13 protein-coding genes are annotated in these 14,487 nt (G+C 69.0%); all 13 read right to left on the bottom strand.

The window, feature by feature from the left end; genetic code table 11:
• Positions 1–53: 53 nt before the first annotated feature.
• Positions 54–1,274: a 3-deoxy-D-manno-octulosonic acid transferase gene (locus MAA8898_RS12425; RefSeq protein ID WP_094021347.1), complete on the bottom strand. Its 1,221-nt coding sequence runs from the start codon at positions 1,272–1,274 to the stop codon at positions 54–56.
• Positions 1,275–1,757: 483 nt separating this feature from the next.
• The gene (locus MAA8898_RS12420) at positions 1,758–2,165 is read right to left on the bottom strand and encodes an acyl-CoA thioesterase (RefSeq protein ID WP_094021346.1); all 408 of its coding nucleotides are present in this window, start codon (positions 2,163–2,165) and stop codon (positions 1,758–1,760) included.
• A complete protein-coding gene (gene kynU / locus MAA8898_RS12415; RefSeq protein ID WP_094021345.1) occupies positions 2,165–3,352 on the bottom strand; it encodes a kynureninase in 1,188 nt (395 codons plus the stop codon). Before kynU ends, MAA8898_RS12420 begins: the two co-directional genes overlap by 1 nt.
• Positions 3,349–4,185: a tryptophan 2,3-dioxygenase gene (locus tag MAA8898_RS12410; RefSeq protein ID WP_094021344.1), complete on the bottom strand. Its 837-nt coding sequence runs from the start codon at positions 4,183–4,185 to the stop codon at positions 3,349–3,351. Before MAA8898_RS12410 ends, kynU begins: the two co-directional genes overlap by 4 nt.
• A gap of 70 nt (positions 4,186–4,255) precedes the next feature.
• Entirely contained in the window at positions 4,256–5,044 is a 789-nt protein-coding gene (locus tag MAA8898_RS12405) for a carbohydrate ABC transporter permease (RefSeq protein WP_094021343.1), read from the bottom strand.
• Positions 5,041–5,913 carry a carbohydrate ABC transporter permease gene (locus tag MAA8898_RS12400; RefSeq protein ID WP_094021342.1) on the bottom strand — a complete coding sequence of 291 codons (873 nt, stop codon included), beginning with the start codon at positions 5,911–5,913 and terminating at the stop codon, positions 5,041–5,043. Before MAA8898_RS12400 ends, MAA8898_RS12405 begins: the two co-directional genes overlap by 4 nt.
• 27 nt (positions 5,914–5,940) lie before the next feature.
• The gene (locus MAA8898_RS12395) at positions 5,941–7,437 is read right to left on the bottom strand and encodes a glycerol-3-phosphate dehydrogenase (protein WP_094021341.1); all 1,497 of its coding nucleotides are present in this window, start codon (positions 7,435–7,437) and stop codon (positions 5,941–5,943) included.
• A gap of 16 nt (positions 7,438–7,453) precedes the next feature.
• A complete protein-coding gene (locus tag MAA8898_RS12390) occupies positions 7,454–8,155 on the bottom strand; it encodes a class II aldolase/adducin family protein (protein WP_094021340.1) in 702 nt (233 codons plus the stop codon).
• 12 nt (positions 8,156–8,167) lie between these two features.
• Positions 8,168–9,202: a 2-hydroxyacid dehydrogenase gene (locus MAA8898_RS12385; RefSeq protein ID WP_094021339.1), complete on the bottom strand. Its 1,035-nt coding sequence runs from the start codon at positions 9,200–9,202 to the stop codon at positions 8,168–8,170.
• Entirely contained in the window at positions 9,199–10,758 is a 1,560-nt protein-coding gene (locus MAA8898_RS12380; RefSeq protein WP_094021338.1) for an FGGY-family carbohydrate kinase, read from the bottom strand. Before MAA8898_RS12380 ends, MAA8898_RS12385 begins: the two co-directional genes overlap by 4 nt.
• Entirely contained in the window at positions 10,755–11,735 is a 981-nt protein-coding gene (locus tag MAA8898_RS12375; RefSeq protein WP_245853394.1) for a sugar-binding transcriptional regulator, read from the bottom strand. The genes MAA8898_RS12380 and MAA8898_RS12375 overlap by 4 nt, the downstream gene beginning before the upstream one ends.
• A gap of 82 nt (positions 11,736–11,817) precedes the next feature.
• On the bottom strand, positions 11,818–12,588 hold the full coding sequence (locus MAA8898_RS12370; RefSeq protein ID WP_094021336.1) for a GntR family transcriptional regulator: 771 nt from the start codon (positions 12,586–12,588) through the stop codon (positions 11,818–11,820).
• Positions 12,585–14,285: a glycerol-3-phosphate dehydrogenase/oxidase gene (locus MAA8898_RS12365; RefSeq protein ID WP_094021335.1), complete on the bottom strand. Its 1,701-nt coding sequence runs from the start codon at positions 14,283–14,285 to the stop codon at positions 12,585–12,587. Before MAA8898_RS12365 ends, MAA8898_RS12370 begins: the two co-directional genes overlap by 4 nt.
• Positions 14,286–14,487: the final 202 nt, after the last annotated feature.

Genomic DNA, 14,487 nt, shown 5'->3' with positions numbered 1-14,487 from the left:
CCGATGGAACAGTCCTGCAAAGGTAAACATATCTGACCGGATTTCAAGTTCGCTCACGCCTTTGGCAGCAGGGCGAGAACGGGTGTGATCACGGCGACCGGGTCGGCCTCCTGCCGCAGCGCCTGCTGCGCGGCCTGCCCGGCGGTCGCCTGCGCTTCGGCGTCGGTGAGGGCGGCGAGGGCGGCGGCGAGGGTTTCGGCGTCGTCGATTTCATAGGCCGCCTTGGCCTCGGCCAGGCGAGCGAAGGCGGCGGCGAAATTGGCCGTATCGGGGCCGTGCAGAAGGGCCGCGCCAAAGGCGGCGGGCTCATAGGGGGTGTGGCCGCCCCGGTCGGTCAGCGTGCCGCCGATGAAGACGCGGCCGGCGCGGGCGTACCAGCGCGGCATCTCGCCCATGGTGTCGGCGATGTAGACCTGCGCCGTCTCGGGCGACTGGTCGAGGCTGCGGCGGGCGCAGGTGAGGCCGCGTGTGTGGGCGGCTGCGGCGATCTCCTCGGCGCGGCGCGGGTGGCGCGGGGCGAGGATGAGTTTGAGGTGCGGGTGCTGTATCAGGAGGGCCTTGTGGGCGTCGAGCACGGTCTCCTCCTCGCCCGCGTGGGTGGAGGCGGCAAGCCAGGTGCGGGCGCGAGGATAGGCGGCGGTGAGCGTCGGGTCCTCGGGGATCGGGGGCGGATCGTAGAAGGCCTTGAGGTCGACGATGGGGCCGCGCGCCTGCGGTGGCAGGCCTAGTGCTGCGAGGCGGTCGGCGGAGCCTGCGTCCTGCGCCGAGGCGTAGCGGACGCGTGCCAGCATGCGCCGGGTCAGGCGGGGAAAGCGCGCCCAGGTGCGGGCGGTGCCGGGCGTCATGCGTGCGCCCAGCAGGACGGTGGGGCCGGGGCAGGCGAGGATGCGGTTCGGCCAGAGCTCGGACTCCAGCGCGATGTGGGCGGTGACGTGCCAGAGGCGCATGGTGCGTTTGGCGGGGCCGCGCAGGTCGATGGGGGCGAGGTGGACGGAGGTGCGCGGCAGGTCCCAGCCCCGGGCCAGCGCGACGCCGGTGTCGGTGTTGGCAGTGATCAGCCAGCGCAGGTCCGGGCGGGCGGCGATCATCGCGTCGAGCAGCGGTTTCACCGAGGCCAGTTCGCCGTTCGAGGCGCCGTGCAGCCAGACATGCGGGCCTGCCGGGGCCGGTCCGGGCGACAGCCGGTCGCGCATCGCCGCCAGCCCCCCGGCGCGAAAGGCGCGCCACAGGGTGACGATGGCGAAGACGCTGACAAGGAGGCGATAGAGGAACACGGGGCGATGGGCCTGCCGGCAGTTGCAGGGGTGCGATAGGCGCTCTGGACGGCCCTTGGCAAGGCGGATGTGGTGCCGGGCGGCTTTGGTGCGGTGAGGTCGGGCCAGGGGGGCGATGCGGTTTCGGGGTTTCGCGGGTGCGTGCGAATTGTCTTTATGCAATTTTTTCAGGGTATTATGGCGGGTTTTTCAGTTAGAGCTTCCGAAAGCCGATCTTTTCGCAGGGCAGAGCGCTGGTCGGCTGCGTGAGGCGCCCCGAGGCCGACAGGGTGCGGGGTGATGTTCCGGTCCTTTTTTCGCGGTCGGGTTTCGCCGGAATTCACGCGAGTCGGGGTAGGCAAGTGGAGGATGAAAGCGCTGATGAAAGAGATATCTTATCAATGCTTTGCATCTGAATGTTCATGCGCCACGAGAGGTGCGACCCGGCCCTGTCCGTGGCGCGCCTTGCCTCCGCACAGGGCCGGTTGGACGATTCGCGCCCTCTCAGGTCGCAGTCTCCAGCAGTTTTTCGATCCGGTCCCGCACGCGCTGTGGCCAGGGATGCGGGCGGCCCGCGCCGTCGATGCAGACGATGGTCTGATCGGCGGTGAAGCGTGTTTCCGCCCCACAGACCGCGACCGTCTGCAAGGTCAGGCTACTGCGGCCGATGCGCTGAATGGTGATGTTCAGGTCCAGCATTTCGCCGTGGCGGCTGGGTGCGGTGAACTGCATGGCGATGGCGGCGGTGGGCACCCCGGCGTCGGGGTGCATCACCTGGAAAGGCCAATCCAGCGCCTCGTCGAACAGCGCCTCGACCGCGTCGTTGACCATCTCGGCGTAGCGCGGAAAGAACACGATCCCGGCCGGATCGCAGTGTTTGAACAGCACCTTCTGGCGCAGGGTGAAATGCATCAGGTCACCCGCGAACGGGTCTGGTATTTCGGGTCGCGCCAGAGTTCCTGGCCGATCACCTCTTCAAGGATCTCGGCCGCGCGCACCACGTCGGCCTCATCCAGGTAGAGCGGCGTGAAGCCAAAGCGCATGATGTCGGGGGCGCGGAAATCGCCGATCACGCCCCGGTCGATCAGCGCCTGCATGGCGGCGTAGCCGTGGTCGAAGGCAAAGGAGACCTGGCTGCCGCGCGCCTGCGGGTCGCGCGGCGAGGCCAGTCGCAGGGTGGGGCAGCGGGCCTCGACCTCTCGTATGAACCGCTCGGACAGCACCTGCGAGGCGGCGCGGACCTCCGCCATCGAGACACCTTCCCAGGCGTCGAGTGCGGCGTCGAGCAGGACCAGCTGCACGATCGGCGGGGTGCCGACGCGCATCCGTTCGGTGGCCATGGCGGGGCGATACTCCGGCTCCATGGCGAAGGGCGCGTCGTGGCCCAGCCAGCCGGACAGCGCGGGCTGGATGTTGTCGACGATGTCGGGGCGGACGTAGATGAAGGCGGGCGCGCCGGGGCCGCCGTTGAGGTATTTGTAGGTGCAGCCGACGGCAAATTCGGCGTTGGAGCCGGCCAGGTCCACCGGCACCGCGCCCGCGCTGTGGGCGAGATCCCAGATCATCACCGCGCCGACGGCATGGGCCCGGGCGGTGATCGCGGCCATGTCGTGCATCCGGCCCGAGCGGTAGTCGACCTGTGTCAGCATGACGACGGCGACCTCTTCGGTGATCGCCTCGGCCACGTCCTGCGGCGCGGGGGTGCGCAGCTCATACCCCTTGTCGATGGTGCCGATCAGCCCCTGCGCCATGTAGAGATCGGAGGGAAAGTTGCCGCTGTCGGACAGGATCACCCGGCGGTCGGGGCGCATCTTCAGCGCCGCCGCAAGGGCCTGGTAGACCTTGATCGACAGGGTGTCGCCGGTGGCGACGCTGCCCGGGGCCGCGCCGATCAGCCCGGCGATGCGGTCGCCCACCTGTTGCGGCAGCGCCATCCAGCCGGCGCTGTTCCAGGCGCGGATCAGCTGCCCGCCCCATTCGTCGGTGATGGTGCGCTGGGCACGCTCTGCCGCCCCTTTGGGCAGGGGGCCGAGCGAGTTGCCATCGAGGTAGATCACGCCCGGGGGCAGGTCGAAGAGGTGTTTTCTGGGCAGGGTCACAGTTCGCCTCGCAGGTGCCAGAGTTCGGGGAAAAGCTCGACCTCGAGCATGCGACGCAGGTATTGCACGCCGGAGGTGCCGCCGGTGCCGCGCTTGAAGCCGATGACGCGTTCGACCGTGGTGACGTGGTTGAAGCGCCAGCGGCGGAAGTAATCCTCGAGGTCCACCAGCTTTTCCGCCAGTTCATACAGCGTCCAGTGGGTGTCGATGTCCTGGTAGACGATTTTCCACCGGGCGCGGATGTCGGGGTGTTCCTCGTGCGGTTTGTCGAGGACAGGGGTGGGCATGGCGTCGGTGTTGCCGTCGAGCGTGCGGAACAGGTGGGCTGTGACCTCGTCGTAAAAGCTGGGGCGGGCCAGTTCGGCGGTCAGGCGGGCGTGGACCTGCGGCACATGTTCGTGCGGGCGCAGCATGTGGGTGTTGCGGTTGCCGAGGATGAATTCGATCAGCCGGTACTGCCAGGACTGAAAGCCCGAGGACGGCCCCAGCGACTCGCGAAAGCGGGTGTAGTCGGCGGGGGTCATGGTGCGCAGCACCTCCCACTGGCTGTTGAGCTGTTCGAAGATGCGCGAGACGCGGGCCAGCACCTTGAACATGCGGGGCATGTCGCCCTGGGTCAGCGCAGAGCGGGCGGCGGTCAGTTCGTGGATCACCAGCTTCATCCACAATTCCGAGGTCTGGTGCTGGATGATGAACAGCAGCTCGTCATGCGCGTCGCTGAGGCAGTGCTGCTGCGACAGCAGCGGGTCGATGTGCAGGTAGTCGCCATAGGACATGGCCCCGGCGAAATCCATCCTTGCGCCGTCCTGGGCGGGGTCGGTGGGCTGGGTCATGGCGGCTCTCGTGTTGCGGACGCTTGGAGGGTTGCCGGAAATCGGCCCGCGCCGCAAGGGTGGCGGGGCATCAGACGCGGATGGTGAAGCCGCGCGAGATGTGGTTGCGCACCAGCCAGATCATCGCGAGGCCGGGGATCAGCGACAGCGTGGTCATCGCCATGACAAGGCCGATGTCGGTGCGAAAGCCAAAGAGCGAGGTGATCGCGGTGGTGATCGGCTTGCCGTCGGTGATCGTCAGGGTGCGGGCAAAGACGACCTCGACCCAGGAGAAGACAAAGCAGAAAAAGGCGGTGGCGCCGATGCCGGGGGCGATGACGGGGATCAGGCGGCGGACCAGGAAGCCGGGGGTGGAGTGGCCATCCAGAAAGGCGGTCTCATCGTATTCGCGGGGGACGGCGGAGATGAAGCTTTCGAGGATCCAGATGGCGATGGGCACGTTGAAGACGCAATGCACCAGCGCGACACCGACCGGGGTGTTCAGCAGGTCGACCCGGGCGAACAGCAGAAAGACCGGGAGCGACAGGACGACAGGGGGTGTGACGCGAAAGGCCAGCAGCGCGAAGAAGGCCAGCCGGTCGCCGCGAAAGCGGAACCTAGAAAAGGCGTAGGCGGCGGGCAGGGCGACGGCGATGGAAAGGGCGACGTTGAGGCAGACGTAGAGGGTGGAGTTCAGCAGGGAATCCGCCAGACGTTCGGTCGCAAAGACGTTGGCGTAGTTTTGCAGCGTCAGCGCACCGCGGGCCATGTTGTCGCGCGGCAGGGTGTTGGTGAAACTCAGCTGGATCACCTGCGCCAGCGGCAGCAGGACAAAGGTGGCAAGGGCAAGAAAGCCGAGGGGGCCGAGCAGGCGTTTCATCGCGCGGCCTCGTTCGCGTCGCGCTGGGCGTTCAGCGCCCGCCAGAAGCCCCAGACGATCACCAGAGCCAGCGCGAAATAGATCACCGAGCGGGCGGCGGCGGGGCCGTAGTTGAAGGCCTTGATCTCTTCGCCGAGGTCCAGCGAGAGGAACGCGGTTGCGCCGCTGGGACCGCCCGCGTTGATGCCGAAAGCCTCGGTGTAGATCATGAAACTGTCCATGAAGCGCAACAGCAGCGCCATGGTCAGCACGGCGGCAAGCTTGGGCAGTTCGATGAAGCGGAAGACCTGCCAGCGGGTCGCGCTGTCGATGGCAGCGGCCTGGTAGTAGCTGGGCGCGATCGCGGCAAGGCCCGAGCAGGACAGGATCGCCACCAGCCCGACCCAGTGCCAGGTGTCCATCGCCACCAGCAGGATCCAGGTGTGCAGGGCGGTGAACTTGTAGTCGAAGGCGATGCCGGCCCAGGCCATGAGGCGGCCGACATAGCCGGTGTCGGGGTTGATCAGGCTGAGCCAGATGGCCGGGATCATGTTCCACGGCACCATCAGCGGCACCGCCAGCAGCACGAGGCAGAGCGCGCGCATCAGCCCGTCCCTGGGCAGGGCCAGCGCGATGGCGAGGCCCAGCGGGAACTGCACGGCGATCACCACGGCCGAGAACATCAGGCTGCGGCCGAGGCTGTGGTAGAACCGGTCCGAGCCGAGGATGGCGGTGTACCATTCGGTGCCGACCCAGAATTTCTGCTCCAGCGTGAAGATGTCGAACAGGCTGTGCCAGGCGTTGATCGCCAGCGGGATCACCCCCACGAAACCCAGCACCAGCGCGGCGGGCAGGACGAACAGCCAGGCGCGGTTGTCGTGGGGGTGCATGGTCTCTCCGGTGGCGGGGGGCTTGGCTCAGGTGGTTTGACGCGCCAGCCAGTCGGCGACGCCGGCCTGTTCGCCGGGGGTGAGGAAAACCCCGTGCTTGGTGCGGCGGAACAGCAGGTCCTCGGCGCTGGCGGCCCATTCGTGGCGGATCAGCCAGCGCGCCTCGCGTTCGAAAAAATCGCCGCCGAACTGCGTGCCAAGGTCGGCCAGCGAGGTCGCGCCCGCCAGCAGTTTATCGGCCTCGGTGCCGTAGCAGCGCGCGTAATGGGTGGCCAGCGACTGCGGCAGCCAGGGCCAGCGGTCGCAGAAGTCCATGAACCAGCGGGTGAAATCCGCACCGGGGATGTCGCCGCCGGGCAGCGGGGCGGTCACGGTCCAGTCCTTGCCCATCCGGGGGAAGAAGGGCCTGAGTTGGTCCAGCGCCGCCTCCGACAGCTTGCGGTAGGTGGTCAGCTTGCCGCCGAAGGCCGACAGGATCGGCGCGCGCCCCTGACCGCCGTCCAGTTCGAAGGTGTAGTCGCGGGTGACGGCCGAGGCACCCTTGGCCTCGTCATCGTCGAACAGCGGGCGGACGCCGGAATAGGCCCAGACCAGGTCCTGCGGTGTGAGTTCGGTCTTGAAGTAGGTGTTGAGGATGCCGAGCAGGTAATCGACCTCATGGCCCTCGATCTGCACCTCTTCGGGTTTGCCGTCAAAGGGGATGTCGGTGGTGCCGATCAGCGCGAGATCGTCGAAGTAGGGATTGACGAAGATCAGCCGCTTGTCCGGGGCTTGCAGGACATAGCCGTGGTCGCCGGTCCACCAGCGTTTCAGGACGATGTGGCTGCCCTTGACCAGGCGGATGTGCTTGGCCGAGTTGACGCCGGCGACATTGCCCAGCACCTGTTCGACCCAGGGACCGGCGGTGTTGACCAGCGCGCGGGCGCGGATCTCGCGCGGGCCGTCGGGGGTGTCGAGGATGGCCAGCCAGGTGTCGCCGTCGCGGCGGGCCGAGGCGACGCGGGTGCGCGGCAGGATCTGCGCGCCGCGCCGGGCCGCGTCGAGCGCGTTCAGCACCACGAGGCGGGCGTCGTCGCACCAGACGTCGTAATAGGCGAATGCGTTGCGGTAGCGGTCCCTGACCACCTCGCCTTCGGGCGCGCGGTCCAGCCGCAGGCTTTTCGTGCCGGGGATGCGCTTGCGCCCGCCGAGGTGGTCGTAGAGGAACAGGCCCAGCCGGATCAGCCAGCGCGGCCGCTGTTCCGGGCTGTGCACCAGCACCAGCCGCAAGGGCCAGGCCAGGTGTGGCGCTGCCTCCAGCACCACTTCGCGTTCTGTCAGCGCCTCGCGCACCAGCCGGAATTCGTAGTATTCGAGGTAGCGCAGCCCGCCGTGGATGTATTTGCCCGAGCGCGACGAGGTGCCTTGCCCCAGGTCGTCCTTTTCCGCCAGCAGCACGGACAGCCCGCGCCCCGCCGCGTCGCGCGCGACGCCGACGCCGTTGATCCCGCCGCCGATGACCAGCAGGTCCACCGTCTCCGTCATGTCTTGCAACCCCGTGTCATGCCTTGACTTCGCGTTTGGTGCCGGCGGCGATGTCCTTGTAGTCGTCCTGCACGCCGTAGGAGCCGAAGGCCGCCATCGTCTCGGCGATCTGGTCGTCGGTCAGGATGAACGGCCCGCCGCCGATCGAGAGGGACAGGTGGTACTGCCGGGCGATGGTCTCCAGTTCCACCGCGCGCCACATCGCCTTGTCCAGGGTTTCACCCATGGCGATGGAGCCGTGGTTGGCCAAGAGGCAGGCGGTGCGGCCCTCAAGCGCCTCGATGGCCAGTTTCGACAGCTCGGGCGAGCCGAAGCGCGCGTAGGGGGCGCAGCGCACGTTGGTGCCGCCGAAGGCCGCGATCATGTAGTGCGCGGCCGGGATCTCCTTGTGCGCCATGGCCAGCGCGGTGCAGTAGGTCGGGTGGGCGTGGACCACCGCGCCCATGTCGGTGCGGTTCTTGAGGATGTCGAAGTGAAAGCGCCATTCGGTCGAGGGCTTCAACGGGCCGTCCCAGGTGCCGTAGTCCGCGTCGAAGGGCATCGAGGCGATCATTTCGGGCGTCAGTTTGTCGTAGGGCGTGGCCGAGGGGGTGATGAGCATCCGGTCGTGGTAGCGGGCCGAGATGTTGCCCGAGGTGCCCTGGTTCAGCCCGCAGGCGTTCATGAACAGGCACTGGTCGATGATCGCCTGCCTGAGTTTCTTTTCCGATTTCTTCATTCTGGGCTCCTGTCAGCAGGGGTTGAGGGGGGACTCGTGGTCGAGCCACCGGCGGACCTCTTCGGCCGCCATGGCGGCGGCGGTCCGCACGGTTTTCAGCGAGGCCCCGGCGATGTGCGGGGTCAGGGTGACATTGGGCAGGGTCAGCAGCGGGCTGTTGGCGGGCGGCGGTTCGGTGGTGAAGGTGTCCAGCATGGCGCCGCGCAGGTGGCCGCTGTGCAGCGCGGCGGTGAGCGCGTCGAGGTCCACCAGCGGGCCGCGCGCGGTGTTCACGAGGATCGCGCCGGGTTTCATCGCGGCGAGGGTTGTGGCGTCGATCATGCCGCGCGTCTCCGGCGTGACGCGGGGGTGCAGGGTGACGATGTCGGACTGGCTCAGCAGGTCGTGCAGGTCGGTCTGCGTGACGCCATCGGTGGTGTCCTGCGCGGTGAGCGGCACGTAGGGGTCGCAGACCAGCACGCGGGTGCCGAAGGCGCGCAGCAGGCGGACGACCCGGGTGCCGATGTGGCCGTAGCCGATCACGCCGACGGTCATGTCGGCCAGCTCGTCCCCGGTGGTGTCCGAGCGGTAGAGGTCGCCGCGCCAGGTGCCCTGCCGCAGGGCGTCGTGGCCACGGGTGATGGTGCGCGTCTCGGCGAGGATCGCGCCGATGGTGAATTCGGCCACGGCCGAGGCGTTGCGCCCCGGGGCGTTGACGACGCGCACGCCGTGGTCGGCGGCGGCGGTCATGTCGACGTTGACCGGCCCGCCGCGCGGCACGGCGACCAGTTGCAGGGTGGGCAGCGCCTCGAAGACGCCGCGCGAGAGGGGGGCGAGGTGGGTGACGAGGACCGGCGCGCTGCCGGCAAAGGCGATGACCTCTTCGGGTGTGCCGGCGTATTCGCCGATCTGCTCCATGCCGGGGCCGCCGTGGCGCATCGGGCTGTCGGGCCAGGGCAGGTCCAGCGTGCGGCAGGTGACGCGCGTGCCGCAGGTCGCGGTGAGGGCCCGGGCAAAGACCTCGGCCCGCATGAAGCCGTCCCCGATGATCGCCACGTCGATGGTCATGTCAGCGTCCTCCGCAGTGTCGCCTGCGCCGCCCAGGCCGGCGGCAGCGCCTGACGCGTGGCAAGGTAGGCTTCGTACATATTTTCGTAGACCGGGATCAGGTCGGGATCGGGCTGGCGGGGGTCCTGGAGCAGCGGGCGCACCCAGGCGCGGGTGGCGCTGTCGGCGTCGGGAAAGACGCCGAGTGACAGGGCGGCGATCATCACCGCGCCGGCCGCGCCGGCCTCGTCCTGTGCCACGGCGCGCACCGGCACACCCAGCGCAGCCGCCAGCAGGTGTTGCAGGGCGTTGGAGCGGGCGGCGCCGCCGGACAGGCGCACCTCGGCGGGCATCGGACCCATGGCGGCGTAGCAGTCGCGCGCGGCCAGCGCCAGCCCGTCGCAGACCGCGCGCAGGATGTCGGCCCAGCGGGTCGCCTGGTCAAGGCCGGTCAGGCTGGCGCGGGCGGATGGGTCGGTGAAGGGGCCACGTTCCCCGGCGGCCGAGATGTAGGGGTGGAACAGCGCCGCGCCGGGGCGGGCAGAGAGCACCTGCGCGTCGAGCCCCGCCAGCAGGGCGGCGGGATCGGGGGGCATGCCGGCCGCCTCGAGGATCTGCGCCATCAGGCCCAGCGCCCAGTCGATGTTCAGCGTCGCGGCCATGTTGGTTTGCAATTGGGCAAAGGCCGGGCCGGGCAGGGCGAGGGTATAGCCGGTACGGTCCGGGTTCAGGGTGACGCCCTGGATATCCGGCACAAGGCGCAGGTGCGCGCCGGTGGAGCCGAGGATGGACAGACCCGCCTGCGCCTGCGGATCGTAGAGGCCCGCCCCCAGCGCGGTGCAGGCGATGTCGATGTAGCCCAGCGAGACCGGCAGGCCCGCCCTGAGCCCGGTGGCCTGCGCGGCCTCGGGGGTCAGGGCGTGGGTCTGGACCGCGCCGTCGAGGATCGGCGGCAAGAGGCGGCGCAGGTCCGTGAGGCCCAGCGCCTCCAGCACCTCGGCGCTGTAATCGCGGGTGCGGATGTCGCCGAAGGTGAACACGCCCTCGGTCGGGTCGGTGGCGGAGATGCCGGTGAGGTTCAGAAAAAGCCAGTCCTTGCAATGGTAGGCGGTGGCGGCGCGGGCCAGCAGGCCGGGCGCGTGGCGCTGCATCCAGGCCAGGTGGCTGCGCATCTGGCAGGTGTTCACGCCGGTGCCGGTGCGGCGATAGATGGTGTCGATCGTCGGGCCGGATTGCAGGCGCGCGGCCTCGCCCGCGGCGCGGGCGTCGAGCCAGAGCCAGGCGTCGTGGACCGGCGCGCCGGAGGCGTCGACCAGCCAGGTGCCGTCGCCCTGTCCGGTGACGCCGAGGCCGATGGCGCGCTGTGCCAGCCCCTGCACGCGGTCGCCCAGCGCGCGCAGCACGGCGGCGGTGTCGTCCCAGGTGCGGGCCATGTCCTGTTCGACCCCGCCGTCGGGGCGGGTGACATAGCTGTTGCGCCGGCTGGCGACGGCGAGTTGCCGGCCGTCAAGGTCAAAGGCCACCGCCTTGATGACCGAAGTGCCGGCGTCGATGCCGATCAGGATATCCTGGCTCATGCCGCCTGCTCCCCGTCGCTGTCGAGCACGCGGGCGGTCGTTTCGTCGAGGATCAGCCCGCTGAGCAGCCCGCTGCGCAGCGTGGCGCGGATGGCGTTGTGTTTTTCCGCCCCGCCGGCGATGGCCACCACCTTGCGCGCCGCCAGGTCGGCCAGCGGCATCGCCATGACGCGCGCGTCCAGCGGGGTGGGCAGGATGCGGCCCTGCGCGTCTAGGAACTGGCCCAGGATTTCCGCCTGCGCGCCCTCGGCGCGGATGCGCGCCATCAGCGCCGCACCGTCGTGCATGGCCGAGACCGCGCCGAACCCGCCGTGCAGGTCGCCGATGCCGATCACCGCGAGACTGGCCTGCGCCATGCGGTTAAAGACGCCGCGCAGGATCGCCTGCGAGCGCATCACGCGCTTGTCCTCCTCGCTGTCGGCAAACAGCGGCGCGGGCATCAGCCAGGCATCCGCCCCGGTGCGCATGGCCAATGCATGGATCACGTCGTAGGGGTTGGCGGCAAACGAGCGGGTCAAGCCGCCCAGCAGCGACACAAAGCGCGCGTCGGGCGGGTCGGTCCGCCCCAGCGCGTCGACCACCGCGGCCAGCGTGCGGCCCTGGCCGATGCCGATCACCGCGTGGTCGCCCCGCGCCAGCGTGTCGCGCAGCCAGACCGAGCCCGCCGCCGCGAGGGCGCGCAGCGGCAGCGCCTGCGGTTCGGGGACGTCCATGGCGACGCGGCAGAAATCGAGGCCGAAGCGGCTGCGCAGCCGTTCCTCCAGCGCGATGCAGCCGGATTCGGTGGCGGTCACGCTGATCTGCACCAGGCCCAGCGCCTGCGCGCGGGCGATGTAGCGGTGCGCGCGGGTGGGCGGCACGCCCAGCCGGCGGGCGACCTCGCCCTGGGTCAGGCCGCCGACAAAATGCAGCCAGGCCGCGCGGGCGGTCATGTCTGTTTCGGCGGTGCTGTCCTGCATCTGTGCGTGGTCCGGCAAGGGGGATCGCGGCGGGCTGCCACGAGGTTTGGAATATTTTTCACACCCGGTTTATTTTTCAAACTGGAGTCTGTCAATGGCGTCAGCCGGTGGCGGAGATCACAAAGCGCAGGCGCGAACGGTCGGTCAGGTAATGCGCGGTGTAATACTCGATGGTCTGGGTCGAGGCGCTGGCGCCGACGGATTCGATCCGCAGGGCGGCGGTGCGTTCGGCGACGCCGAGCAGGGCCGCGTCACCGGCGCTGAGCGCCACCGCCTCGATCCAGCGTTCGGCGCGCACCAGCCGGATGCCGTACTGCCGCGAGATCGTGTCGTAGAGCGAGCGGTTCTGGATGTTGAGCGCCTCGAGCCCGGGCACGACCCGCGCCAGCATCGCCCAGCGGACGATGGCGCGGGGGATGCCGTCGACCTTCATCACCCGGTCGATGGCGACGACTTCCTCGTCGCGGCCGACCTGGAGAAAGCGCTGCATGCGCGGGGTCGGCAGGATGACCTCCTGGCGCAGGATCACGCGGGTGACGGAATGGCGCTTTTCCTCCAGTTCGCCGCTGAAGCCGACGGTGGAGCCGGCAAAGCTCTGTTCCTCGCGCCGGCCGCGGACAAAGGCGCCCTTGCCCTGGAGGCGGTAGATCAGCCCTTCGTTCACCATCTGCGCCAGCGCCTCGCGGATCACGGTGCGCGAGACGTCGAAATGGCGGCAGAGCTCGGATTCGGAGGGCAGCTTGTCCTGTTCCTGCATGCTCTGGTCATGGATGGTGGCGGTCAGCGCCTGTTTCACCTGGAGCCAGAGCGGCGCCGCGGAGTCCCTGTCGATCCGGTAGGCCAGTTCGGGGTAGGCGGCGGGTTCCTTCATGCCACCTCCACCTTGTGACGGTCGCGCAGCAGCGCGACGAGGTCGCCAAGCTGGCGGTCCCGTTCCCCGGCGTCCCAGCCCAGGACGGCGGCGGCGAGGTCGGCCAGTTCTTGCAGTTCGGCGCGGCGGGTGCGGCCTTCGAAGGCCAGCAGGGTGCGGCGCAGGACGATGTCCTCGAGCCTGCACACCCGTTCGTCCTGGCAGATCAGCGCGATTTCGGCCGGGGTGTAATCGGTCAGGGTGTCGAAATGGCGATTGTCGCGCGCCTCGGCCAAAGCGTAGCGGCGGGCGGCGCTGCCGTAGCGTTCGGCCAGTTTCGCGCAGCGGTCGAGTGGCAGGCCGGTTTCCTGCGCCATGTCCCTTATCCAGGCCTGGGTCGCGGCGCCGCGTTCGGGCAGGCCGCGGGTGCCGCCGATGGGCAGGCTGTCGGTGCCGGTGCGGCGCTGGGCGCCGATGTGTTTCAGAACGGCATCGGTCGCCTGTTCGGCAAAGGCGCGGTAGGTGGTCCACTTGCCGCCGACCAGCGTGAAGGTCTGAAAGGGGCGCTCCGGCGTGGGGTCAAAGCGGTCGATCCGGTGGTCGCGGCTGATCGCGCCGGTGGCGGCGACCTTGTCATCCTGGTAGGGCAGGGGGCGGATGCCGGCCATGACAAAGACGATGTCCTCGCGCCGCCAGTCCACCCCCGGCAGCACCGGGCGGAGCACGTCGAAGATGTAGTCGATCTCGGCCTCGGTATAGCGGCGGTCGTCGGGGTCGTCGGTGCGGATGTCGGTGGTGCCGACATAGACGTGGTCGGCGTCCAGCGGCAGGGCGAGACAGGCGCGGAAGTCGTGCGTTTCAAAGTACAGCATCCGCCCGCCCAGGTCGGCCGACAGCTGCGGGTTGCGCATCACCATGTGGGTGCCGCGCGTGCCGCCCATCAGCCGGCCCTGGAAACCGAGGCCGGCCTGCACCTTGTCGACCCAGGCGCCGGAGGCGTTGATCACGACGCTGGGGCGGACGGTGAGGGTGTCGCCGGTCAGCCGGTCGTGCAGGGTGATCGCGCCGTCCCGCTGCGCGCCGGCGGCGAGATAGGGCACGGCCATCGCTTCGGGGCAGTCGGCTTCGGCGTCGGCGGCCAGTTCCAGCACCAGCCGTTCGGGGTGGCTGATGCGGGCGTCGTAGAATTCCGCCACCGCGCGCACGTCCGGGGCCAGCGCCGGCATCTCGCGCCGGGCGCGGCTGGCCGACATCAGCCGGTGGGTGGGCATGGTGCGGTGCAGGCGGCCGAAGAGGTCATAGGCCCAGAGCCCGATCTCGACCGGGATCGCGCCCTTGCGGCCCGGCGTCTTTTTCAGCCGGAAGAAGCGCAGCGCCGCCGATGCCGCACCGCCGAACCAGCTGCGCAGCGGAATCCAGACCGGCAGGGGGTGCACGACGTGGCGGGCGTTCTTCAACAATAGGTTGCGCTCGATCAGCGACTCGCGGACCAGCGCGGTCTCGCCCGTCTCGAGGTAGCGCAGCCCGCCGTGGATCAGCCGCGAGGGCGCGGCGCTGGTGCCCGAGGACAGGTCCCCGGCATCGACCAGCAGGGCGGCAACCCCTTGGGCGGCAAGATCGCGGAAGGTGCCCACGCCATTGATGCCGCCACCGACGATCAGGATCCGGGGCACCTGACCGGAACGGATCCGGTCCATGAGTTCGGCTCGGCTGCGCATGCGCCCGTGGTCTCCCTGATGCGGTTTCAGCGAGTCGCAGGTGTAACTTGATCCGATTGAGTTGTCATTACAAGCTGCGGTGCAGCAATCCGCGTAAATGCTGCAATGCGGCAAAATCATACTCAAAAACGCAGATATGTTCGAAGCTTGACTTGTGAGGGCGCTACCGTAGGCTCAACTCATAATAACAAGTTGCGAGTCG

The organism is Antarctobacter aquimaris (genome assembly GCF_900184945.1).
Lineage (GTDB): Bacteria > Pseudomonadota > Alphaproteobacteria > Rhodobacterales > Rhodobacteraceae > Maliponia > Maliponia aquimaris.
Note: the sequence above shows the minus strand (reverse complement) of the source record. Positions and strands in the feature narration are given on the sequence as shown.